Consider the following 23,477-nt stretch of genomic DNA (forward strand, 5'->3'; position numbering starts at 1 on the left):
GGAGCGTTGCTCACGGACGCGCCAGATGCAGATGGTCGAACACACCTTTGACGCCCCTGACGCCCTCGGCAACCACGCGGAGGGCATCCCGTTCACTCTGCGACGAGACCGCTCCCGAAAAATGGACCAGACCATCGCTGACCGTGAGCGTTAACGCGTCTCCTTCGACGCGTGCGTCCTCTCGCAACCGTGTAAGAATGCTGCGCCGGATCGCATCGTCACCTGCCGCCGTGGCGTCGTCGAATTTCGCCGCAATTACGACGCGCAAAAGGTCGGCACGGCTGACGACGCCTGCCAGGCGCTGCCCCCTCATGATCGGAATGCGCTTGATGCCGTGCTCCCGCATCAGCGCGGCAATTCGCTCTATCGGAGTTTCCTCGTCGGCCGCGACGACATCTGGACTCATCAGGTCCGCAACTTTCCAGCTGTGTCCCTTCACATAGCTACGCGCGTCATTCGGCGAGATCGCTCCGGCACCGAGTTCCGACCTGCGCAGGAAATCGCCTTCGCTCACAATCCCGACCAGGCGGCTGTCGTCGTTGACGACCGGCAGGCCGCTGATGCGATAGTCCAGCATGATCTGGGCGGCGTGCCTTACGCTATGGTCGGGCGACACGGTAACGACCTTTGCAGTCATTACATCCTTTGCTCTCACTGCCTCATCCCCAGTCAGTTCACGTGAACGGGCGCCGGAGCACCGATTGACGATATCTTAGCGTGGCTGCCCACGATTTCATTTGAGGCAAATCAAATACCGATTCCGATCCGGTCGACTTGAATGGTCCTCTTGTCGATGGACGTTCAGGCACGCATTACGGCCTTGGGATTCCCGTTTTGATTTGCATCAATGTCGCGCTCCCCTCGACGGGCGACTGTGGCATTCGACACGAAAAGTGCCTCGAACATCCCACCCCAGCGGCCATGGCTGACAACGTCTTCACTGCAAGAGCGCTGACCAAGACCTACGCGTCAGGTGAGACGCAAGTCTTTGCATTGCGTGAGCTGGACCTTCAGATTTTCGCCGGAGAGATGGTCGTCCTGCTTGGTCCTTCGGGCAGCGGAAAGTCGACCCTGCTCAATATCATGGGCGGGCTTGACCATGCGACGAGCGGCCAGCTGTTCTTCGGGGATCAGGAACTGACCGATCTGGACGATCGGGGGCTGACCGCCTACCGACGCCAGCACATCGGGTTCGTTTTCCAGTTCTACAATCTGATCCCCAGCCTGACGGCTTACGAGAATGTCGCTCTTGTCACGGAAATTTCCGACCATCCGATGCGCCCGGACGAGGCCCTGGCGCTAGTCGGACTCGAAGCGAGGATGCATCATTTCCCGGCTCAGCTCTCCGGTGGTGAGCAGCAGCGCGTGGCCATTGCCCGCGCGATTGCCAAACGTCCGGATGTGCTGCTCTGCGACGAGCCAACCGGCGCTCTCGATTCCAAGACGGGCATTCGGGTGATCGAGGCATTGCTCGGCATCAATGCGCAGCTTGGCACCACGACACTGATCATCACCCACAACGCCAGCATCCAGGATGTCGCCGACCGCGTGCTGTTTTTCGCCGACGGCCAAATCTCCAGAATTGCCAAGAACCAGGTGCGCCGGACTGCCGCCGAGCTTGTCTGGTGATCCGGATGCGCGCGCTCGACATCAAGCTTCTTCGCGACTTCGGCCGGCTCTGGGCGCAAGCGCTGGCGATTGCGCTCGTCATCGGCGGAGGCGTGGCGACGCTCATTCTCGCGGTCGGTTCCTACCGTTCCCTCGACGAAACGCGCACCGCATACTACGAGCGCTACCGGTTTGCTGACGTCTTTGCCACGGTGAGCCGCGCGCCAAGGACCCTCGTCAACCAGATTGCAGAGATTCCTGGCGTTGCTGCGGTCGACGCGCGAATAGCGAAGCTCGTGCTTATCGACATACCGGGCTATCTGGAGCCGGCGACGGGCGAAGTGATTTCCCTGCCGCGGAGCGATGACGCTTCGCTTAACCGGCTCTACATGCGCGTTGGTCGCATGCCAGAGCCTGGACGAGCCGAAGAGGTCGTCGTGAACGAAGGCTTTGCCTTGTCACACGGCTTTCAGCCTGGGGCCCGCTTCTCGGCAATATTGAACGGCCGAAAGCGCGAACTGACGATTGTCGGGATCGTGCTGTCTCCCGAGTTCATCTATGCGGTCGGACCCGGCGATATCATGCCGGACGACCGCCGCTTCGGCCTTATCTGGATGTCGGAAAAGGCGCTGGCCAGCGTCTATGACCTCGACGATGCGTTTTCGTCCGTTTCGTTGAAGCTGCTGCGTGGCACGTCCGAGAGCGAGGTCATGATGCGTCTCGATGCGATGCTTGAGCGATACGGTGGGCGAGCGGCCTATGGCCGAAAGGACCAGACCTCGCATGCCTGGCTTAACCACGAACTCGACATGCTCAACAATATGAGCCGGACGCTGCCACCGATTTTCCTTCTGGTGTCGGCATTTCTGGTCAATCTCACGCTCAGTCGGCTCGTTGCTCTGGAGCGCGAGCAGATCGGGCTCATGAAGGCGCTGGGCTACAACAACGCCAGCATCGTCACGCACTACCTCAAGTTCGTCATCGCCATCGTGATGATCGGCATTTTGATCGGCAGTGCAGCGGGCACCTGGCTGGGCATGCGCATCACCGGTCTTTTCGGAGACTTCTTCCATTTTCCGTTCCTCGTCTTCACCAAGAGCCCGGACCTCTACGTCATTGCCGCCGCGCTCAGCCTCATCGCAGCAATCATCGGGGCGGTCCGTGCACTTCGGGAAGTCGTGCGATTGGCGCCTGCCGTCGCGATGCAGGCGCCAGCGCCTCCGCGCTATCGGCGACTGCTGCCTGCGAGCTTCACGCTCGACAGGGTCATCTCGCAGCCGACCACAATGATGTTGCGCAACATCACTCGCCATCCGCTCAGATCTTTATTCACGACGCTTGGAATTGCACTGGCGACAGCCATCCTGATCGTTTCCCTTTTTACAGGCGATGCGATGGAGCAACTCATCGACGTGACGTATTTCCTGGCCGACCGACAGGACGCCACCGTGAGCTTTGTGGAAAAACGCCCGCTGAACGTCGTCCTGCAGATCGCGCGGCTTCCGGGCGTTCTCGCCGCCGAGCCTTACCGTGAGGTGCCCGTTCGCATAAGGAACGGAAACGTCGAGCGCCGGATCATGATCAGCGGCAGGCCGCGCGACGCCGATCTGAACCGGATTATCGATGTCGACCTGCGTCCGGTCGTCCTGCCGGAAGCGGGCCTGGCGATTTCGAGTATGCTTGCCAAGATTCTTGGCGTGAGGGTCGGCGATTCCGTCGAAGTCGACCTCCTCGAAGGAACGCGGCGGACCGTTGTCGTTCCTGTGACAGCCCTGGTCGAAGATTATTTCGGCATCCGCGGAATGATGGATTCAGAGACGCTCTCACGCCTGATGCGCGAAGCGCCCTCGGTGAACAGCATCAATGTCAGCCTCGACCAGCGCAGCCGGGACGCGTTCTATGCTGCTATCAAGGACATCCCCATTGTCGGTGGTCTGGCACTGCAGCGTGTGTCGCTTGCGAATTTCCGCAAATTGGTTGCCTTGCTGATCGCGACAATGGCCAGCATCTACACCGGGCTGGCTGCCGTCATCGCGTTCGGTGTCGTCTACAACAGCGCCCGGATCTCGCTTTCCGAACGGGCGCGGGAGTTGGCCAGCTTGCGCGTCCTTGGCTTCACCCGGAGTGAAGTGTTGCGCATCCTCCTGTTGGAACTCGCCCTGCTCACATTGATCGCGCAGCCGCCTGGATGGCTCATTGGCTATGGTCTTGCTGCGATCATGCAGAAGAACCTGGCCGGCGAACTGATGCGGGTGCGCCTGATCGTTGAGCAGTCCACCTACGTCTTCGCCAGCACGATCGTGATCGCCGCGGCCGTGCTTTCCGCGCTCGTCGTTCGCCGAAGGCTCAACGAGCTGGACCTTGTCACCGTTCTCAAGACACGGGATTGAACCATGCGCGCGATCTGGATGAAACGAACGGTGGGAATTGCGGCCTTGCTGGCGTTGGCTGCCGGCGCTGTCTGGTTCGCATGGCCGCAACCGATTGCAGTGGATCTGGCAACGCTGACGAAAGGTCCAATGGAGGTCACGATCGATGACGAGGCGAAAACGCAGGTGCGTCACGTCTATACGGTGTCAGCCCCGATTGCCGGCAAAGTCCTGCGGATCTCTCCACCCCGCCACATCGGAGACCACGTCACCAAGGACGAAACCGTCATGGCGGTGATGCAACCGACGTTGCCGAGCTTTCACGATGCACGCACGCATGAGGAGCTGCGGGCGGCGTTGGCTGCGGCCGATGCGACGGTAAACCTTGCGGCAGCCGAAATACGCCGTATCGAGGCCGCGCTTGTATTTTCGCGAACGGAGCTCGGGCGGGCCGAAGCGCTTGCCCGCACCGAGGCGATCTCTCTCAAAACCCTCGACGGAGCCAAGTTCGACGTCGAAACCAATGATGCGGCCCTGGCCAGTGCGAAGGCTCAGCTGGAGGTCCGCCGAAACGAGCGTGGCAGCGTTGCAGCCCGACTCGGTGAACAGTCGGGCGCCGCGCCGGAGCCAGATCCCGCCTGCTGCATACAGTTGCGCGCTCCCGTGACGGGCAGCGTCCTGAAGATCATCCAGGAGAGCGAAGGAGTGGTCCAGGCCGGCGCACCGCTGATCGAAGTCGGCGATCCGCTCGATCTCGAAATCGTCGCGGACCTGTTGTCGACCGACGCTGTCCGGATCAAACAAGACGCGCCCGTTTGGATTGACAATTGGGGTGGCCCGCCAATCCAGGGCCGCGTCTCCCGCGTCGATCCCGCCGGTTTCACCAAGGTTTCCGCACTTGGCATCGAGGAACAACGCGTCCGCACGACCATCGACTTCACCGACCCTCCCGCGAAATGGTCGGCTCTGGGACACGATTATCGGGTGATCGTGCAGATCACGATCTGGAAAGCCGATGACGTCCTGACCGTGCCGGTGGGCGCACTGTTCCGAAAAGGGAACGACTGGGCGGTATTCGCGCTCGAGGATGGCCGCGCACGCGCAACCATCCTAAAGGTCGGTGAGCGAAACAATCGGACGGCGGAGGTTCTGTCAGGCCTTGGTGCGGGCGATCGTGTGGTGCTGCACCCGAGTGACAGAGTAACGGATGGTGTGACCGTAGCGGAGCGCAGTGTTCAATAGGCTGAATGGCAACCTGGAGTAGCTCTTAGGCTTCATGTTCAGACGGATTTTCGCAAGTGGGCGCGCCATCATTCGAAGTGATCGGCCTGTCGCACGAGATGGCAGCCGACCGCGGCTTCGAGGGCAACAGGCTTATCAAGGTACTTCGTGCGGGTCGTCACGACAGGCTCCTAAGCGAGCCTTCGATCTCGCGCGCGCGCCTTAAAGTTCGCGGCGACCCTCGAGGTATTCCAGAACCGGCAGTCCGATCGGATGCCCCCTCCTTGCTGTCGGCCAAACGTAGGAAACTACCCTCGACATCGACTTCGCCGCGACGCAGACCGATGACCTCGCTGCGTCGGCAGCCGGTCAGGGCGATTTCGCCAACCACGACGGCCCTTACACTGCCCCCTTGATCGTCGCGACACTCTCCCTTTCCACCAGCGGGCACTCCAGCTTGGTGATCGGATACCGCCCCCGTCCCGCCGGCGCTTCGAGCTGTTCGATCGCCCATTGGCCCATCGCCATGTGCGGCAGGATCGAGGTGGTCAGCGGCGGGAAAAGATGGCGGGCGATCTCCTCGTCGTCGTAGCCGACCACGGAAATGTCTTGCGGAATGTGCAGGCCGGCTTCCTTCAGCGCTTCGTAGCAGCCGATCGCGGTGCGGTCGTTCTGGCAGAAGATGGCGGTCGGGCGGTCCTTGAGCGCCAGCAGCTTCACGGTCGCGGCGTAGCCGGCGCTGGCCGACCAGTCGCCCTCGACCACCAACTCCGGATCGAACGGGATGTCGGCGGTTGCGAGCGCGCGGCGATAGCCCTTCAGCCGGTCCTGCGCGGCCTGCATCCACGGCTCGCCTGATATGGTTGCGATGCGGCGGTGACCGCGGCTGATCAGATGGCGGGTGGAACTCTGGCCGCCGGCGATCTCGCTCGGCACCACGGAAGGAAAGGCATAATCCGCCGTGTAGCAGTTGAGCAGGATCACCGGGATGTCGAGGCCGTAAAGATAGTCGGGCGCCGTGATCTCGCGGGTGAAGATGGTCATGTAGATCAGCGCCGAAATGCCCCGCCTGGTCAGCGCCGAAATGGCGCGCGGCTCCATCACGGCGTCGCCCATGGTCTGCGCCACCAGAAGCACATTGCCGGCATTCCAAGAGGCCTGGCGCGCGCCCTCGATGGCGACGACGGCCTCGGGACTGGTGGCCAGTTGGTCCACGACGAAGCCGATCACCCCGTCGGGCCCCTCGAAGGCGGCAACCGGCTCGCGCAGCGCCGGGAAGGCGGGCGCGCTGTAGCCCAGCGCCCGCGCCGCCTCGATCACGCGTTCGCGGGTCTGCTGGGACAGACGGATGCCGGGCGAATTGTTGAGCACGAACGAAACGGTCGCCTGCGAGCAGCCGGCGGCGCGGGCGATGTCGGTCATCGTGACGCGACCCCTGGCGCTTTTCGCCGCCGCCTTGCGCCGCCTTGCCGTATCGTCCATCGTCTCGCTCATCGCGTTCGTGTCCCCGGTCTCGGGCCTGCTTGCCGGCGGCCGACAAGCCGCGTGACGTCGCCGATTTATAGAAAACCGCCGCGGCGTTTATAGCTATTAGCAGCTTCGTCGCCGATGGGCCATGCAATCCTGAGTCCCGCGCGAAATACAGGGGACTGCCGGGCTTGGACTCCGTGCGGGACGGCGGTGCCGCTTGGCCGACGCGCGGCGAGAGAGGCCGGATGCCCTCGCAAGGCCGCCAACTAATACTGTTTACTAATACAAGGATGCGCTGTACCGTCAATCCGTCGCGTCCGGCCCTTTGGGTCTGGGGTGGCGAGAAAGCGCGCGTAAACGGCCCGACGGCAAGCGGATATTGCCCCGCAAGCCTGGTCTCGGACATGTGATATGTCAGACAAATCGGACTATTTACGAATGAGGAATGAGTCTCTAAAGTCCACGATCGTGGCTGGGACGACGCCATTCTTTCGTTGCCGGGAAAGCCTTGAGGAGGAGGGCGTCCAAGCCGCAGACGGCAAATCGAGGTGAGCAAGACCGGCCAGTCGAACGACTGGCCAAAACGGGAGGTTGAACATGAAATCCATGATACGCAATGCATCCATGGCCGCCGCCGCGCTGGCAGTCGGCCTGACGGCGACGGCAATCGCGCGCGCCGACGACAAGCCGACGCTGGCCTTCGTCGTCAACGGCGCTTCCGATTTCTGGAAGGCCGCCGAAGCCGGCGTCAAGAAGGCGCAGGGCGAGCTGCCCGACTACACGCTTGAGCTGAAATATCCCGAGCAGTCCTCGGTCGCCATCCAGCAGCGGCTGATGGACGATCTGGTGACCGCCGGCGTCAAGGGCATCATGGTCTCGGCCGTCGATCCCAAGACCTCGACCGACGGACTGAACAAGATCGCCTCGCAAACGGCGCTGTTCACCACCGACAGCGACGCCCCGCAGACCAAGCGCGTCGCCTATATCGGCTCGTCCAACGTCGATGCCGGCAAGCAGGCCGCCGAGATCGCCAAGAAGGCGATGCCGGACGGCGGCAAGTGCCTCGGCTTCGTCGGCCTGCTCGGCGCCGACAATGCCAAGGAGCGCATCCAGGGCATGAAGGACGGCCTGGCCGGCACCAAGATCGAACTCGTCGACGTGCGCGGCGACGATATCGACCAGGCGCGCGCCAAGAAGAATGTCGAGGACGCGCTGGTCGCCAGCCCCGACGTCACCTGCATGGTCGGCTTCTACTCCTACAACACGCCGCGCATCTATGAAGCGCTGCGCGACGCCGGCAAGCTCGGCTCGATCACCGTCGTCGGCTTCGACGACGATCCGATCACGCTGGGCGGCGTCAAGGAAGGCACCATTGCCGCCACCGTCGTGCAGCAGCCCTTCGAATGGGCCTATCAGGGCATGAAGCTGATGGCCTCCTATCTCAAGGGCGACAAGTCGGGCATCCCGGACGGCAATCTGATCATCATCCCGACCAAGATCATCGGCAAGGACGACGTCGACGCCTACGCCGCCAATCTGAAGGCGATGGCTGGAAACTGATTGGCGTTGGTGCTGCCCCTCACCTTGCCTTCTCCCCGTTCTTCACGGGGGAAGGTGCCGGCAGGCGGATGAGGGGCAGCGCGACGCTGATATTGCCTCGCTTGTTGTTGACGGGCCCCTCAGGGCCCGTCAATCTGCCTAAAGGCCGGCCCGCCAATTGCTGTCAGGCATGATGAATTATTCCGACACATCCATCGCCGCGACCACCCCGTTCCTCGGCCTCGAGAACGTGCGCAAGACCTATCCGGGCGTCGTCGCGCTCGACGGCTTCTCCATGGAGGTCAGGCCGGGCGAGGTCATCGGCCTGGTCGGCGAAAACGGCGCCGGCAAATCGACCTTGATGAAGATCCTCGGCGGCGTCACCACGCCCGACACCGGCACGATCATCGTCGACGGTACCGCCCATGGCGGGCTGAGCGTCGAAGCCAGCCTTGGTTCGGGCATCGCCTTCGTCCACCAGGAACTCAACCTTTTCGAGAATCTCGACGTCGCCGCCAACATCTTCTTCGGCCGCGAGCCGCTGCGCGCCGGGCCGCTCAGGCTTGTCGACCGCGCCAGGCTGCGCGCCATGGTGGCGCCGCTGCTGAAGCGCGTCGGCGCCAATTTTTCCCCCGACACGCAGGTCGCCGACCTGTCGCTGGCGCAGCAACAAATGGTCGAGATCGCCAAGGCGCTGTCGATCAAGGCGCGGCTGGTCATCCTCGACGAGCCGACGTCGAGCCTGCCGCTCGCCGAAACCGAGAAGCTGCTCGACGTCATCAAGGCGCTGAAGGCGGACGGCATCAGCGTCATCTTCATCTCGCATCGCCTGCACGAGGTCGAGCGCGTCGCCGACCGCGTCATCGTCCTGCGCGACGGCATGCTTGCCGGCACCTTGCAGAAGCGCGACATCAACCACGACCAGATGGTCAAGCTGATGATCGGCCGCATGCTGAAGGAGCGCGAGAAGGCTTCCGAGGCCGCGCGTGCCCCCGGTGCCGTCGCTCTATCGGCCAAGGCCACCCGCACCCCCGCCTATCCCAGCCGTCCGGTCGACCTCGACGTCAGGCGCGGCGAAATCCTCGGCCTTGCCGGGCTCGTCGGCTCCGGCCGCACCGAACTGGCACGGGTGTTCTTCGGCATCGACGGCAGCCTTGGCGGCACGCTCGAACTCGACGGCAAGCCGCTTGTCCTCGGCTCGGCGGCCGATGCCGTGGCGCACGGCATTTTTCTCGTTCCGGAAGACCGCAAGCTGACCGGCATCCTGCTCGACCTGTCGATCGCCCAGAATATTTCGCTGCCCAATTTGCCGGCGCATTCGCGCCATCGGCTGGTGTCGGCCAGTGCCGAAACCACGACCGCCGAGAAGCAGAAGAGCAATCTCGGCATCAAGGCGCCTTCCGTGCAGACGCGCACGGGCACATTGTCGGGCGGCAACCAGCAGAAGGTCGTGCTCGGCAAATGGCTGGCCATGAACCCAAGGGTGATGATCCTCGACGAGCCGACGCGCGGCATCGACATCGGCGCCAAGGCGGAGATTTACGGGCTGATGCGGGCGCTGGCCGATGCCGGCGTCGCCGTGCTGATGATCTCCAGCGACATGGAAGAGGTGATCGGCGTGTCCGACCGCATCGCCGTCATGCATGAGGGCCAGATCTCGGGCATCCTCGACAAGGACCAGTTCAGCCAGGAAAACGTGCTGCTGCTGGCAGTGGGCAAGCAGCCGAAATAGCGTTTTGTTTTGCCGCTCAGGCAGACATTGGGGAGACGATGATGAGCAAGAAAGACCTCGGCCTGCTGATCCTGATCCTGGTGGTCGGGGCCGTCGTGGCGATCATCAATCCGCGCTTCCTGCTGCCGATCAATCTCGCCAACACCTCGAACCTGATCGGCCTGTTCGGCATCCTGTCGATCGGGCAGGCCTTCGTCATCATCACCGGCGGCATCGAACTTTCGGTCGGCTCGGTGGTGGCGCTGCTCGGAACGCTGTTCATCGACTTCATCGCCGTGCGCGAGATGGACTGGCCGCTGGCCTTCGTGCTGATCCTGCTGCTCGGCGCCATCATCGGCCTGGTGCATGGCTGGCTGATCACAAGGCTGAAGCTGCAGCCCTTCGTCGTGACGCTGTGCGGCCTCTTGATCTATCGCGGCGTCGCCCGCTTCTACACCGCCGACGGCACCGCCGGCTTCGGCTTCGGCCAGAATTTTCCCGACCTCGAATTCCTCACCGCCGGCCGCTCCTGGGGCGTGCCGAACAGCTTTTTCGCACTGATCGTCATCGCCATCGTCATGTGGGTGGTGCTGCACCGCTCGGTGTTCGGCCGCTATCTCTACGCCATCGGCAAGAACGAGGAGGCGGCGAAATATTCGGGCATCCGCACCGGTCGCGTCGTCATGGCAGCCTATGTCATCTGCGGCGTGCTGACGGCGCTGTCGGCGATCTATTTCGCCATGTACACGCGCTCGATCTCGCCGGCCAGCCACGGCCAGTTCTACGAACTCTACGCCATCGCCGCGGCCGTGCTCGGCGGCTTCTCGCTGCGCGGCGGCGAAGGCTCGCTGATCGGCGTCATCCTCGGCACCGTGCTGCTGCAGGAATTGCAGAACCTTGTCAATCTGCTCGGCATTCCCTCCTCCCTCAACTTCGCGGTGATGGGCGGCGTCATCCTCATCGGCGTGCTGATCGACCAGCAATGGGGCGTGTTCCGGGCCAGGCGGCGCATGGTCGATGCCGCCCGCAAGAACGTCGCCGGCGCCGCCGCGGAATAGCTGCTCTTACCCTCCCCCTTGTGGGGAGGGTCGGACCGCAGGTCCGGGGTGGGGGCTTTCCTTGCCCACCGCACACGAAAGGGCGAGGTGCCGACCTAGATCAAGCCCGACATGTCGGAAAAGGCCATCGCCTTGCGCAACACCTCGGCGAAGCGCTCGCCGGCCGCCTCGCGCGGGCCGCTATTGTCGATCGAGGTGACGCCGGGGCCGGACAGGGTGACACTGGCGTTGCGTGCCAGGCGCGCCAGCACTTCGCCGCGCGACTCGCGGCCGCGCATCGCCAGCCGTTCGGCCAATACCTGCGGCGAGGCGGTGATCTCGACGACGGCCAGATTGGCATAGCGTTCGCGCAAGATGGGGATGATCGCGCGCGACACGTTCGCCACCGCGACACGGCCATTGCCGACCGACCAGTCGACATCGGCCGGAATGCCGTAGCGCAAGCCATGCGCCTCCCAGGCGATGGCGAAGGCGCCGTCGGCCTCGGCGTCGACGAAGGCGGCGTCGGCCAGCGTGTCGTGATCCTCGCTGGCGGCATCGCTCGGACGCGTGATGACGCGGCGGACGAACTCCAGCCTTGTCTCTTCATTGAAGCGGGCGCGGGCGTAGCCGATCACCGTGTCCTTGCCGGCACCGCTTGGGCCGACAACGGCGACGAAGACGCCGTTGCGGATCGGAAACGTCTCGGCGGACAGTTCACGCTCGATCGAGGCCGACGCCATCATGCGACCCGAAGCCCCTGCCGCCAGACGGTGCGCACCACCGGAACATGGTCGTCGACGCGCACGCGCACCAGATCGGCGCGCCGGCCCGGCTCGATGACGCCGCGGTCGGTCAGGCCAACCGCCTCGGCCGGGTTTTTCGACACCATCGCGACCGCCTGCGGCAAGGAAATGCCTTCGACGACGTCGCCGAGGAAGAAAGCGGACTGGATCAGGCTGAAGGGGATGTAGTCGGACGACAATATGTCGAGCAGGCCGTCGCCGGCCAGCGTGCGGGCCGAGACATTGCCCGAATGCGAGGCGCCGCGCATGACGTTGGGCGCGCCCATCAGCACGCCGAGCCCGGCTGCTTTCGAGGCCCTGGCGGCTTCCTCTGTGGTCGGGAACTCGGCGACGCGCACGCCTTGCTCGATCGCTTCGTCGACATGGCCAGTGGTGGCGTCGTCATGGCTGGCCAGCACGATGCCGCGTTCCTGGCACGCGGCGGCGATCACCGCCCGGTTCGGTGCCGAATTGCGCGCCGATTCCTCCATCCGCTTGTCGCAGAACAGCTTGAAGTCGCGGTCGGTCAGCTTCAGCTTGCGTTGGTAGTAATAGGCATAGGTCTCAAGATCGACGAACTGGCGCTGGCCCGGCGCATGATCCATCAGCGATGCCAGCTTCACTCGCTCGTCGCCGTCGAAATGCGCGAAGGCGGCGAGGCAATCCGGCGCCGAAACCTCGCAGCGAAGATGGATGAAATGGTCGGCGCGCAATCGATCCTGCCGGACACTGTCCTCGATCGCGTCGGCCAGCTTGCGCATGTCGGCCGACGTCATGTCGGCGTCCTCGTCCATGCCGACGCGCAGCGCATCGAGCACGGTGGTGATGCCGGCGGTCGCCACCTGCGCGTCATGGGCAAGCACGGCGGCGATCGGGTTCCAGCGCACCTTCGGCCGCGGCGCGTAGTGGCCCTCGAGATGATCGGTGTGGAGTTCGACCAGTCCCGGAATGATATAGTCGCCGCCCATGTCCTCGCCGGTCCGGCCAATGCCGGCGCTTGGGCCGGCATCGATGCCGGCAATAAAGCCGTCGCGCAGCACCAGCGACCCCTCGACGATCTCGTCGGCAAGCACGATGCGGGCATTGTGGAGAACGGTCTCGGCGGTCATTTCAGGCAGTCCTTGGTTATTGGCGTAGACACCAGTCAGGCGGTTTTTCTGGCGGGCCGGCGCCCGAGTGCGTGATGGGAAAGCACCATGAACGGCGCGCCCGGTTCGGTTTCGACGAACAGCGTCAGCGCATCCACCAGCACCGGCTGTTGCAGCACCTCGGCGAACACGCTGTCGATTGCTAGGCGAAGACGAGGGCTTTCCTGTGGCCCCGCCCGGCCTGACAGCGTCATGTGGAAGCGAAAGGTGTCCATGACATAGGGATAGCCCCATTGGCACAGATTGCGGAACTCGGCCGGCTTCAGTGAATCCGGGCTGCGCCGCTCGATCTCGGCTTCGCTCAGCGGCGCGCGAAACCGGTCGAAATCGCGCACCACCTCGTCGGCGAAGCGGTTGAGCGGAGGCAGCGGTCCCTCCGGCACCAGTGCGAAGAAACCGTCGATCTGGCTGACCACGAGGCGGGGGATCGTCACTGTCGAAGTTGTCTCGGCAAAAGCATCGAGTGCCGTGCGCAACGAGGTCTCCGTCTCGTTGGCAGCCAGCTGGAAGGGCGCTTTCAACGTTGCGTGAAAGCCGTAGCGGCGAGCCGAAGCCGTGTGGAACGCCACTTCCGCCGCCGACAGGTCGCCCACCGCCTCAACCGGCCTTGTCGCCGCGCCGAACGGATCGCGGCCCAGCCAATTCGCGGCGGTCCGCGCCAGCTTCTCGTCCTGCCGGGGGGTGAAATAGATGGCGTAGCGCATCGAAGATCCTCGTCAGCCCGTTGCCATAGGTGATTTCCATGACGGATTGACGAAGCTTTGAAGGGTTTTCGAAGGCAAATCGACCCCGCGGGTCCTTAGCCGACGATTTTTCCCGATCTGGACCAACGGGTTCATCCTTAAACGCGCAACGGTCAGGCCTTCATCAGCCATTCGTGCTCGGGCGCGTTGTGGAATTTCCATGTCCGCTTCGGCCCGGCCATGACATTGAGATAGTAGAGGTCATAGCCGTGGCAGGCGGCGCAGGGGTGATAGCCCTTGGGCACCAGCACGACGTCGCCATCCTCGATCGCCATCGCTTCGTCCAGCGCGCGATGGCCATTCTTGTCGGCGTCGGTGTAGACGCGCTGGAAGGCAAAGCCCTGCGGCGGGTTGAGGCGGTGATAATAGGTCTCCTCGAGGTAGGATTCAGCAGGCAGATTGTCCTGGTCGTGCTTGTGCGGGGGATAACTCGACGTGTGGCCGCCGGGCGTGATGACCTCGACCACCAGCAAGGAATCGGCCGGCTTGCCTTCCGGCAAGATGTTGGTGACGTAGCGCGTGTTGGTGCCCTTGCCACGCACCTCCTGGCCGAGATCATCCGGTCCGATCACCCGCACCGGCAGCCCGCCGCCAAGGCCCGGCGCCGAGCAGACCGCGAGTTCCAACTCCGTATCGGCGCTCACGGACCACTCCGATCCCACGGGCACATAGACCGACCAGGGCTTGCCCTCGAAGGGCGACATGCGCTGCCCGAGCAGGCCGAGATCCTTGCCGCCGGCCTTGACCGTGCCCTTGCCGGTGACGAACACCAGGCAGATCTCGCGATCCCCTGTCTGGCCCGAAGCAGTTTCCCCAGGCCTCAGCCGGTGCAAATCGAAACCGACATAGGTCCAGCCGGCGCTTTTCGGCGTCACATGGGCGACGCGGCCATGACCCTTGTCGGCCTTGAGCAGCAGTTTCGACATTGGCAGCTCTCCTAAATTCCATGACACGGGATTGGCACCTACTGTTTCGATGGACTATCGCAGGCCTTGAAGATTTGGCCGGGTCCTCCCAAACTTCGTCATCCTAGGGCGAAGCAGGAGCGAAGCTCCGTCGCGAAGACCCTAGGATCCATGCCGTAGCCCCAATCGAAGTGAGCAGCGGAGCGAAATTCTGCACCGCAGCCGCTGTTTTTACGTCGCGGCATGGATCCTGGGGTCTGCGCCGCGTCGCTTCGCTCCTTGCTCCGCCCCAGGATGACGACGCGAGAGGCGTTTCGGCTAATTTCCAACGCACGCTATCAGTCATGCGCGCAGTGCCCGACCCGTAAGCCTTCTGGGCCATGGACGGTTATTCCTTCGGCTCGGTCGTGGTCTTGGCATCCTCGGCCGGCTTGTAGAGATAAAAAAACTGCCAGAGGCCATAGCCGGCGAAGCCGAGCGCGATGACGCCCCAGAACGGCGTGCCGGTGGCGAACTCGATGGCGGACCAGATGACGCAGACCGCGACGACGGCGACACGTCGCCACAGCGGGCGGAAGAAGGGGTGCTCGGAATCTTTCATCGGGCCAACCTACAGCAAGCCTGGCTCAGCGAGAACCACCACGAGCAGGTCCACACGTCAGGCCCACACGTCAGGCATTGGGAAACCCTTGCGTCTCCACCGTGTAGCCGGCCGCCGTCATCACCCGCATCAATTCCTTGTGGCCGACCTGCGCCATCTTGAGTGGCGGGTTCTTCTTCGGGTCCTGCTCGGCTTCGACCACGAACCAACCTTCATAGCCATGATCGGCGAACCGCTGCACGATGGCGCCGAAATCCAGCGAGCCATCGCCCGGCACGGTGAAGGCGCCAAGCGCCACCGCGTCGAGGAAGGACTGCTTCGTCCGGTCGAGCCTGTCGATCACGTCCATGCGCACATCCTTCACATGCACATGGCTGATGCGCTCATGATGCTTGTCGATGGCGCGCAGCACGTCGCCACCGGCAAAGGCCAGATGTCCGGCATCGAGCAGCAACGGAATGCCGGCGCCGGAATAGCGCATGAATTGATCGAGTTCCGGTTCGGTCTCGACCACGGCCGCCATGTGATGGTGGTAGGAAAGCGGCATTCCCTGTTCGGCGCACCATTCGCCGAATTCGGTGAGGCGCGTCGCATAGGCCTTCATCTCGTCGTCCGAAAGCTTCGGCTTGGTGGCGAGCGGCTTGGAGCGGTCACCCTGGATGGAGCGGCCGACCTCGCCATAAACGATGCAGGGCGCGTTGACCGCCTTGAACAGGTCGATCATCGGCTGGATGCGGTCCTTGTTCTTGCCCATCTCCTCGTCGACGAGCGTGCCCGAGAACCAGCCGCCGCACAGCGTCACGTCGGCTGCCTTCAGGATCGGCAGCATGACATCGGGATCATTTGGAAAACGCCGGCCCATTTCCATGCCGGTGAAACCGGCCGAACGCGACTGGCGCAAACATTCCTCCAACGACACGTCGTCGCTGAGCTCCGCAAGATCGTCGTTCCACCATGCGATGGGGGACATGCCCAGTTTGGCTTTCAAGTCGTCACTCCGGTTTGGAACACTTTATTTTCATTCGTCGGCGCCGCCCCTCATCCGCCTGCCGGCACCTTCTCCCCGTATAGAGACGGGGAGAAGGGAGGAGCTTCGGCGCCGACATTCAATCGCCGATGGTCTGCATCTGCCGCTTTTCGTCATAGGCCTTGCGTGCCGCATTGACCTGAGGCCTTGCCGAGACTTCCGGCACCGCTACATCCCACCAATGGCCGCCGGCGTCGGTGGAGACCAGCGGATCGGTGTCGATGACCAGCACGATGGTGCGATCGTTTGTCTTTGCCTTTGCCAGCGCGTTTTCCAGCCCGGCGATCGACGACACCTTCTCGGCGATCGCCCCCAGGCTCGCCGCATGCGCGGCAAAGTCGATATCGGGCAGGACCTCGTGGCGGGCATCCTTCAGCAGATTGTTGAAGTTGGCGCCGCCGGTCGCCATCTGCAACCGGTTGATGCAGCCATAGCCGCGGTTGTCGAGCAGCACGATGGTCAGCTTCAAACCAAGCATCACCGAGGTGGCGATCTCGGAATTCAGCATCAGGTAGGAGCCGTCGCCGATCATGACGACGACCTCCTCGTTCGGCTTCGCCATCTTGGCGCCGAGCCCGCCGGCAATCTCGTAGCCCATGGTCGAGAAGCCGTATTCGGCGTGGTAGGAGCCGGGCGCGCCGGCTTGCCAAAGCTTGTGCAGTTCACCGGGCAGGCCGCCGGCGGCATGCAGCAGCGTTACGCCTGAGCCCATGGCGCGCTGCACGGCGCCGATCACCTGCGCGTCGGACGGATAGGCGGCATTGGTCGACGCCGTCACCTTGGCCGCATCCGCCTGCCAGAGCTTCTTGCCGGCCGCCGCATTGTCGGTCCAGGCGAGCGGCGCCGTCCAGCCCTTCAGCGCCGCTCCGAGTTCGGCGAGGCCCTCGGCCGCATCGGCAACCAGCGGCAACGCCCGGTGCTTGCCGGCGTCGAAGGGTTGCACATTCAGTCCGATGATGGTCTTGCCGGAATTCTTGAACAGCGCCCAGGAGCCGGTGGTGAAATCCTGCAACCGCGTGCCGACGGCCAGCACGACATCGGCTTCCTCGGCCAGCCGGTTGGCGGCGGACGTGCCGGTGACGCCGACCGCCGCCATGTTGAGCGCATGGCCATCCGGCAGCGAGGATTTGCCGCCTTGGGTTTCGCAGACCGGAATGCCGGCGCTTTCCACGAATTTCGCCAGCTCGTCCGAAGCCTGCGAATAGAGCACGCCGCCGCCGGCAATGATCAAGGGCTTCTTCGCGCCCTTGAGCGCCGCGACCGCCGCTGCAAGCTCATGGCGGTCCGGGCGTGGCCGGCGCTGGTGCCAGACCCGTTCGGCGAAGAAGCTCTCGGGATAGTCATAGGCCTCGGCCTGGACGTCCTGGCACAGCGACAGCGTCACCGGGCCGCATTCGGCCGGATCGGTCAGCACGGCCATGGCGCGGTTGAGCGCTGGGATGATCTGCTCCGGCCGCGTGATGCGGTCGAAATAGCGCGATACCGGACGGAAGCAGTCGTTCACCGTCGCCGTGCCGTCGGAAAAATCCTCGGCCTGCTGGAGAACCGGATCGGGAATCCGGTTGGCAAAGACATCGCCGGGGAGAAACAGGACAGGCAACCTGTTTACATGGGCAAGTGCCGCCGCCGTCACCATGTTGAGCGCGCCGGGACCGATCGAGGAGGTCGCCGCCATGAAGCGGCGGCGAAAATTGGCCTTGGCATAGGCGATCGCCGCATGTGCCATCGCCTGTTCGTTGTGGGCGCGGAAGGTCGGCAATTCCTCGCGCACCTGATAGAGCGCTTCGCCTATGCCGGCGACATTGCCGTGGCCGAAAATCGCCCAGACGCCACCGAAGACCGGGATCTTCTTGCCGTCGATCTCGGTCATCTGCCTGCTGAGAAAGCGGGTCAGCGCCTGCGCCATCGTCAGGCGGATTGTCTTGCTCATGGTATTGTCCTCCGCAGTCCTTATGCCGCCTTGCGGCCGCGCGCGGCAAGCCACGCTTCAGTCAGTAGTTCGAAGCGCGAGGCCATGTCGGCGATCGCTTCCTCGTCCGACATCCTGCCGGCCAGCCACTGTTCGGCCGCGTACACGAAGATAGTGCGGCCGACGGCAAAACCCTTGACGATCGGCGCCTTGGCCGTGGCCGCGAAGGCTGCCTCCAACTCGTCCTGCGGCGCTTCGAGACCGAGCAGCACCACGCCTCGGCACCAAGGATCGTGCTTCAGGATCACCGCTTCGATCTTGGCCCAGGCGCCGCTCGATGCCTGTGGCTCGAGCTTCCACCAGTCGGGCTTGATGCCGAGCGCATAAAGCTCCTCCAGCGCCCGCGGGATGGTCGTGTCGTCGAGCCTGCCATGCTTGCCGGCGATGATCTCGATGAGAAGTTCCCGGCCCACTTTCCGCGCGGCCTCGAACAGCGCGCGCAGCTTCTGCTGCTGCTCTTGCTTGAGCGCCGCCGGATCGTCGGGATGATAGAAGCACAGGCATTTGATGCAGTGGTCGACCGGCCATTCCGCCAGCTGCGAGCCGATGTCCTGCGAGAACTCGAAACGCAGCGGCCGCGAGCCCGGCAACTCCACCGGCCGCCCGAGCCAGGCGAAGGGGTGGCGGGCGAATTCGAACATCGCCTTGCGACCGTACTTCTCATCGATCAGCATGCCATAGCCGTCGCGGCCGGCGGCAACCTTCGCCGCTGCCTTGACGGCCAGCACCTTGAATTCTTCGATACGCGCCGTATCGGCACCGGCCTTCGCCGCCACATCCTCCAACTGGATGCGGTGGTCGCAGGCGAGCGCCATCAGCGAGGGGATGTCGCGCCGGCGCGTCGTCGCCCAGTGGATGTGGTTGATCGCCTCGTCCTTGCGCAGCGCCAGATGCTTGCTGCCGTTCTTCAAAAAGAACTGCAGCTCCTCGAAAGTCGGATATTCCGGCGCGCAGAGCAGCCGCGACACGGCGAAGGCGCCGCAGGCGTTGGCCCAGGTCGCCGCCGTCGCGAAGCTTTCGCCGCCGAGCCAGCCGCGCAGGAAGCCGGACATGAAGGCGTCTCCGGCGCCCAGCACATTGTAGATTTCGATCGGGAACCCCTTGCCGACGACGCCGTCCTCGAGATCGTCGCTGATCGGTCCGTCATAGACGATGCAGCCCATGGCGCCGCGCTTCAAGACAATGGTGGCCGAGGACAGCGAGCGGATCGTTTTCAAGGCGCTCAGGCAGTCATCGGCGCCCGACGCGATCATGATCTCTTCCTCGGTGCCGACGATCAGGTCGCAATCGGGCAGCACGGTCTTCAGCTGGGCCGAGACCCTGTCCGATTTGACATAGCGCTCAAAACCTTCGGCATGGCCGGCGAGGCCCCAGAGGTTGGGCCGGTAGTCGATATCGAACACCACCTTGCCGCCCTTGGCCTTCATGATGCGGATCGCCTTGCGCTGGGCGGCATCGCTGTTGGGCCGGGAAAAATGTGTGCCGGTGACGACGATGGCGCGGGCCGACGTGATGAAGGCTTCATCGATGTCTTCCGGCGCCAGCGCCATGTCGGCGCAATCGCTGCGGTAGAAGATCATCGGCGAGACGCCTTCATCCTCGACCGAAAGCAGAACCAGCGCCGTCAGCCGCTCCTTGTCGGTCTTCAGCCCGTCGACATTGACGCCTTCACGCTTTAGCTGTTCGCGGATGAAGCGGCCCATCTGCTCGTCGCCGACGCGGGTGAGCAATGCCGAACGCAGGCCGAGCCTGGCTGTACCGACGGAAATATTGGCCGGGCAGCCGCCGACCGACTTGGCGAACGAGGTGATGTCCTCGAGCCGCGAGCCGATCTGCTGGCCATAAAGGTCGACGGAAGCACGGCCAATGGTGATGACGTCGAGCGGCGCCTGTTTCGCGTCCACGGCTTCGCTCATTGGAACCTCCCATCGGCCTTGTTGTCATGAACAACGTTATTTGGGTAACACGCGCGAGCGGCAGCGTGGTGCCAGCAATATGAAATAATAATTCCAAACCATAGTCAATATGGAATGAGCGTTCCTTCGCCCGAAATCGCCTTGCATGGTTCGGAAGCGGCTGCCGTTTTTCGGAAACGATCTTGGTCAAAGAACAGCGAAAGCCGTGATCAGGCCTTGCGCTTGCGGCCAGCACTGCGCCGCTTCTCGCCAACGCCGACGGTCAGCGCCATGGCCAACGCCATCGTGGCCGACAGTGAGCGGAAGCCGGCGAAATCCGCCTCAGTGACCTCGAACCAGACCTTGGCGAACTGGGCGAGCGGCGAAAATGAGCTGTCGGTGATGGCAATGATCGGCACGCCCTGTTCCGAAATGGTGCGCGCTTCCTCGATGGTGGCCGGAGCGTAGGGCGAGAAGCTGATGGCGATGACGGCATCCGCCGGCGTGGCGAAGCCGACCATCTCGGCGTTCAGGCCGGCGGCCGATTCGATCAGCGTGTTGCGTATCTTCAGCTTGCCCAGCGCATAGGCGATGTAACTCGCTACCGGATAGGAACGCCGCTTGGCCAGCACATAAATGGTCTCGGCCTTTGCCAGCAATGAGATTGCATCCTCCAGATGCGCCTCGTCCAGCGTGCGCGAAATGTCGTTGAGCGAGGTGCTGGCGGCGGCGACGAAGCCGTCGAAGATCGCGCGATGGCCGGCGCCGCCCTCAGCCTTGGCGCGCAGCGCCTGCAACCGCTCGTCATAGGACGAGTTGCGCTCGCGCAGCCGTTCGCGGAACACCTGCTGCAGGCTGGTGAACCCGTCGAAGCCGAGCTGCTGGGCAAAGCGGATCAAGGTCGAAGGCTGCACGCCGGCCGAGGCGGCTATGCTGGCGGCGGTGCCGAAGGCGATGTCGTCGGGGTTGTCGAGCGCATAGGCGGCGATCTGGGCGATGCGTTTCGGCAGGCTTTCGCGCCGATCCAGGATCGTTGCGCGCAGTGTCTCGAAGTCGCGTGGTATCCGTTCGTCCATAGTCGCCCGTCCAAGCTCACCCGTGAAGCTTCCTCTCTGCCTCATCATAGCGAGCCTGCGCAAGAACGCCATTAAAAATGAGGCAGACATTCCATTCCTGAAGAAAATGGACTAATTCATCCATCAGGCGCTTGAGGCAGTGGAGGAACGCAAGCATGGTCGGCGTAGGTCTTATCGGCACGGGTTTCATGGGCAAATGTCACGCCATCGCCTGGAGTGCCGTCGGCGCTGTCTTTCCCGATGCCGCCAGGCCGCGGCTTGTCCATCTCGGGGAGGTCAACGAGGAACTCGCCAGGCGCAAGGCAGGCGAGTTCGGCTTCGCCAGAGGGTCCGGCGATTGGCGCGCCGTCGTCGATGATCCGGAGGTGGATGTCGTCTCGCTGACCACGCCCAACCAGTTCCATCCGGAAATGGCCATCGCCATTCTCGAGGCGGGCAAGCACCTGTGGTGCGAGAAGCCGATGGCACCGAGTTTTGTCGAAGCCGAGGCCATGGCGGCCGCCGCGAAGACGTCGGGCAAGGTCGCCGCACTGGGTTACAATTACATCCAGAGCCCGGCCATCCGTCACATCGGCGCGCTGCTCGACGAGAAGATCATCGGCGAGGTCAACCATCTGCGCGTCGAGATGGACGAGGACTTCATGGCCGATCCGGAGGCGCTGTTCTTCTGGAAGCACGAAGCGAGTTCCGGCTACGGCGCGCTCGACGATTTCGCCGTGCACCCGCTGTCGCTGGTGTCAGCCCTGTTCGGCCGCGTCGCCAGCGTCATCTGCGACATGGCCAAGCCCTATGCCGACCGCAAGCTGGCCGCCGGCGGCCGCCGTGCGGTCGAGACCTACGATATTGCCAGCGTGCTGATGCATCTCGAAAACGGCATTGCCGGCACGCTGCTGGTCAACCGCTCGGCCTGGGGCCGCAAGGGCCGCATCGCCATCCAGATATTTGGCTCGAAGGGGTCCATCCTGTTCGACCAGGAGCGGATGAACGAATTCCAGCTCTACCTCACCGCCGATCGGCCGACCGAACAGGGCTATCGCACCGTTCTGGTCGCGCCGCACCACAAACCCTACGACCTCTTCGTACCCGCGCCCGGCCACAGCCTCGGCTTCAACGACCTCAAGATCATCGAATGCCATGAACTGTTGAAGCGGCTTGCCGGCAAGCCGGCGCGGCTCATCGAGTTCGCCGAAGGCCTGGAGATCGAGCGCACCGTGCACGCAATGGCGCGCTCCTTCGAGGAGAAGCGCTGGGTGGAGGTGAGGTAGAGCCTCGTCAAGCAGCTCCCTGCCGGTTCTCGATCATGGCGCGGCGTGCCGACCGGCGCCATTCGACGGCGCCGGCAAGGCCGTGCAGCACCGTTTCGGTGGTCGCCCAGTCGATGCAGCCGTCGGTGATGCTCTGGCCGTAAACCAGCGGCTTGCCCGGCACGACATCCTGCCGGCCGGCGACGAGATTGCTCTCGATCATGATGCCGATGATGCGCTCGTCCCCCGCCGCGACTTGGCCCGCGACATCGGCCGCCACCTTGGGCTGGTTCTCCGGCTTCTTGCTCGAGTTGGCGTGGCTGACATCGATCATCAGCCTGGGCGCGACGCCGATGCGGCCGAGTTCCGCCGAGGCGGCTTCGACGCTCGCCGCGTCATAGTTGGGCTGAACGCCGCCGCGCAGGATGACGTGGCAGTCCTCATTGCCGGTAGTCGTCGCGATGCCGCTGCGTCCGCCCTTGGTCACGGCCATGAAATGATGCGGTTGAGCAGCCGATTTCACCGCCTCGGCGGCGATCCGCAGATTGCCGTCGGTGCCGTTCTTGAAGCCGACCGGGCAGGACAGGCCCGATGCCAATTCTCGGTGGATCTGGCTCTCGGTCGTACGCGCGCCGATCGCGCCCCAGGAGACGAGGTCGGCAATGTATTGCGGCGTGGTCATGTCGAGGAACTCGGTTGCCGCCGGCAGGCCGAGATTATTGACGGCCGACAGCACGTTGCGCGCCATCCGCAACCCCTTGTCGATGTTGAAGCTGCCGTCGAGGTCGGGATCGTTGATCAGGCCCTTCCAGCCGACCGTCGTGCGCGGCTTCTCGAAATAGACCCGCATGACGATCTCCAGCCGGTCGGACAGGGCCTCGCGCAGCGCCGCTAGCCGGCTGGCATAGTCAACGGCCGCGACCGGGTCGTGGATCGAACAGGGGCCGACGACGACGACCAACCGGTCGTCGGTACCGTTCAAGATAGCGTGGATCGCGTTGCGCGACGCGGTAACGGTGCGCGTCGCCGTCAGCGTGCGCGGAATCTCCCGCATCACCTGGTCCGGCGTGCTCAGTTCTCGGATTTCCTTGACCCGAAGATCGTCAGTGGTGGTCAACACGGCTTTCTG

At 63.7% G+C, this 23,477-nt stretch carries 19 protein-coding genes; 7 read left to right on the top strand and 12 right to left on the bottom strand.

Annotation, left to right across the window (positions count from 1 at the left end):
• Window positions 1-10: 10 nt before the first annotated feature.
• Window positions 11-655 (bottom strand): CBS domain-containing protein, encoded by a 645-nt coding sequence (locus tag NKI49_RS18440; RefSeq protein ID WP_352603767.1) that lies wholly within the window; start codon window positions 653-655, stop codon window positions 11-13.
• A gap of 266 nt (window positions 656-921) precedes the next feature.
• Here NKI49_RS18440 and NKI49_RS18445 point away from each other — a divergent pair, with 266 nt between their 5' ends.
• The 3 genes from NKI49_RS18445 to NKI49_RS18455 are packed head-to-tail and all read left to right on the top strand — an operon-like array spanning window position 922 to window position 5,219.
• Window positions 922-1,629, top strand: coding sequence for an ABC transporter ATP-binding protein (locus tag NKI49_RS18445; RefSeq protein WP_352603769.1), 708 nt, complete (start codon window positions 922-924; stop codon window positions 1,627-1,629).
• A 5-nt stretch (window positions 1,630-1,634) separates the two neighbouring features.
• A complete protein-coding gene (locus NKI49_RS18450) occupies window positions 1,635-3,998 on the top strand; it encodes an ABC transporter permease (protein ID WP_352603771.1) in 2,364 nt (787 codons plus the stop codon).
• 3 nt (window positions 3,999-4,001) lie between these two features.
• On the top strand, window positions 4,002-5,219 hold the full coding sequence (locus tag NKI49_RS18455; RefSeq protein WP_352603773.1) for an efflux RND transporter periplasmic adaptor subunit: 1,218 nt from the start codon (window positions 4,002-4,004) through the stop codon (window positions 5,217-5,219).
• A gap of 378 nt (window positions 5,220-5,597) precedes the next feature.
• On the opposite strand, the gene NKI49_RS18465 is transcribed toward NKI49_RS18455, so the two are convergent.
• On the bottom strand, window positions 5,598-6,692 hold the full coding sequence (locus NKI49_RS18465) for a LacI family DNA-binding transcriptional regulator (RefSeq protein WP_352603775.1): 1,095 nt from the start codon (window positions 6,690-6,692) through the stop codon (window positions 5,598-5,600).
• A gap of 573 nt (window positions 6,693-7,265) precedes the next feature.
• On the opposite strand from NKI49_RS18465, the gene NKI49_RS18470 reads away from it, so the two are divergent.
• The 3 genes from NKI49_RS18470 to NKI49_RS18480 all read left to right on the top strand — a co-directional run bounded on the left by NKI49_RS18470 (window position 7,266) and on the right by NKI49_RS18480 (window position 10,976).
• Window positions 7,266-8,228 (top strand): sugar-binding protein, encoded by a 963-nt coding sequence (locus NKI49_RS18470; protein ID WP_352603777.1) that lies wholly within the window; start codon window positions 7,266-7,268, stop codon window positions 8,226-8,228.
• 172 nt (window positions 8,229-8,400) lie between these two features.
• A complete protein-coding gene (locus NKI49_RS18475; protein ID WP_352603858.1) occupies window positions 8,401-9,939 on the top strand; it encodes a sugar ABC transporter ATP-binding protein in 1,539 nt (512 codons plus the stop codon).
• A 41-nt stretch (window positions 9,940-9,980) separates the two neighbouring features.
• Window positions 9,981-10,976: an ABC transporter permease gene (locus NKI49_RS18480; RefSeq protein ID WP_352603779.1), complete on the top strand. Its 996-nt coding sequence runs from the start codon at window positions 9,981-9,983 to the stop codon at window positions 10,974-10,976.
• Between the two features lie 95 nt (window positions 10,977-11,071).
• On the opposite strand, the gene phnN is transcribed toward NKI49_RS18480, so the two are convergent.
• The 9 genes from phnN to NKI49_RS18525 all read right to left on the bottom strand — a co-directional run bounded on the left by phnN (window position 11,072) and on the right by NKI49_RS18525 (window position 21,104).
• Window positions 11,072-11,701, bottom strand: a complete 630-nt coding sequence (phnN, locus tag NKI49_RS18485; protein WP_352603781.1) for a phosphonate metabolism protein/1,5-bisphosphokinase (PRPP-forming) PhnN — start codon at window positions 11,699-11,701, stop codon at window positions 11,072-11,074.
• Complete coding sequence (locus tag NKI49_RS18490; RefSeq protein ID WP_352603783.1) at window positions 11,698-12,849, bottom strand: alpha-D-ribose 1-methylphosphonate 5-triphosphate diphosphatase; 1,152 nt, start codon at window positions 12,847-12,849, stop codon at window positions 11,698-11,700. Before NKI49_RS18490 ends, phnN begins: the two co-directional genes overlap by 4 nt.
• Window positions 12,850-12,884: 35 nt before the next feature.
• On the bottom strand, window positions 12,885-13,592 hold the full coding sequence (locus NKI49_RS18495) for a DUF1045 domain-containing protein (RefSeq protein WP_352603785.1): 708 nt from the start codon (window positions 13,590-13,592) through the stop codon (window positions 12,885-12,887).
• Window positions 13,593-13,744: 152 nt separating this feature from the next.
• Window positions 13,745-14,557 (bottom strand): 5-deoxy-glucuronate isomerase, encoded by an 813-nt coding sequence (gene iolB, locus NKI49_RS18500; RefSeq protein ID WP_352603787.1) that lies wholly within the window; start codon window positions 14,555-14,557, stop codon window positions 13,745-13,747.
• Window positions 14,558-14,924: 367 nt separating this feature from the next.
• The gene (locus tag NKI49_RS18505; protein ID WP_352603789.1) at window positions 14,925-15,137 is read right to left on the bottom strand and encodes a DUF3329 domain-containing protein; all 213 of its coding nucleotides are present in this window, start codon (window positions 15,135-15,137) and stop codon (window positions 14,925-14,927) included.
• Window positions 15,138-15,207: 70 nt separating this feature from the next.
• On the bottom strand, window positions 15,208-16,125 hold the full coding sequence (gene iolE, locus NKI49_RS18510) for a myo-inosose-2 dehydratase (protein ID WP_352603791.1): 918 nt from the start codon (window positions 16,123-16,125) through the stop codon (window positions 15,208-15,210).
• A gap of 118 nt (window positions 16,126-16,243) precedes the next feature.
• Complete coding sequence (iolD, locus tag NKI49_RS18515) at window positions 16,244-18,094, bottom strand: 3D-(3,5/4)-trihydroxycyclohexane-1,2-dione acylhydrolase (decyclizing) (protein ID WP_352603793.1); 1,851 nt, start codon at window positions 18,092-18,094, stop codon at window positions 16,244-16,246.
• Between the two features lie 20 nt (window positions 18,095-18,114).
• Entirely contained in the window at window positions 18,115-20,049 is a 1,935-nt protein-coding gene (locus NKI49_RS18520) for a bifunctional 5-dehydro-2-deoxygluconokinase/5-dehydro-2-deoxyphosphogluconate aldolase (protein WP_352603795.1), read from the bottom strand.
• Between the two features lie 209 nt (window positions 20,050-20,258).
• Window positions 20,259-21,104 carry a MurR/RpiR family transcriptional regulator gene (locus NKI49_RS18525; protein ID WP_352603797.1) on the bottom strand — a complete coding sequence of 282 codons (846 nt, stop codon included), beginning with the start codon at window positions 21,102-21,104 and terminating at the stop codon, window positions 20,259-20,261.
• Between the two features lie 155 nt (window positions 21,105-21,259).
• Here NKI49_RS18525 and NKI49_RS18530 point away from each other — a divergent pair, with 155 nt between their 5' ends.
• The gene (locus NKI49_RS18530) at window positions 21,260-22,369 is read left to right on the top strand and encodes a Gfo/Idh/MocA family protein (protein WP_352603799.1); all 1,110 of its coding nucleotides are present in this window, start codon (window positions 21,260-21,262) and stop codon (window positions 22,367-22,369) included.
• Window positions 22,370-22,376: 7 nt separating this feature from the next.
• Here NKI49_RS18530 and NKI49_RS18535 read toward each other — a convergent pair whose 3' ends face one another.
• Window positions 22,377-23,468, bottom strand: coding sequence for a 3-deoxy-7-phosphoheptulonate synthase (locus NKI49_RS18535; protein ID WP_352603801.1), 1,092 nt, complete (start codon window positions 23,466-23,468; stop codon window positions 22,377-22,379).
• Between the last annotated feature and the right edge of the window lie 9 nt (window positions 23,469-23,477).

The sequence above is a fragment of the Mesorhizobium sp. M0587 genome, from assembly GCF_040320945.1.
Lineage (GTDB): Bacteria > Pseudomonadota > Alphaproteobacteria > Rhizobiales > Rhizobiaceae > Mesorhizobium.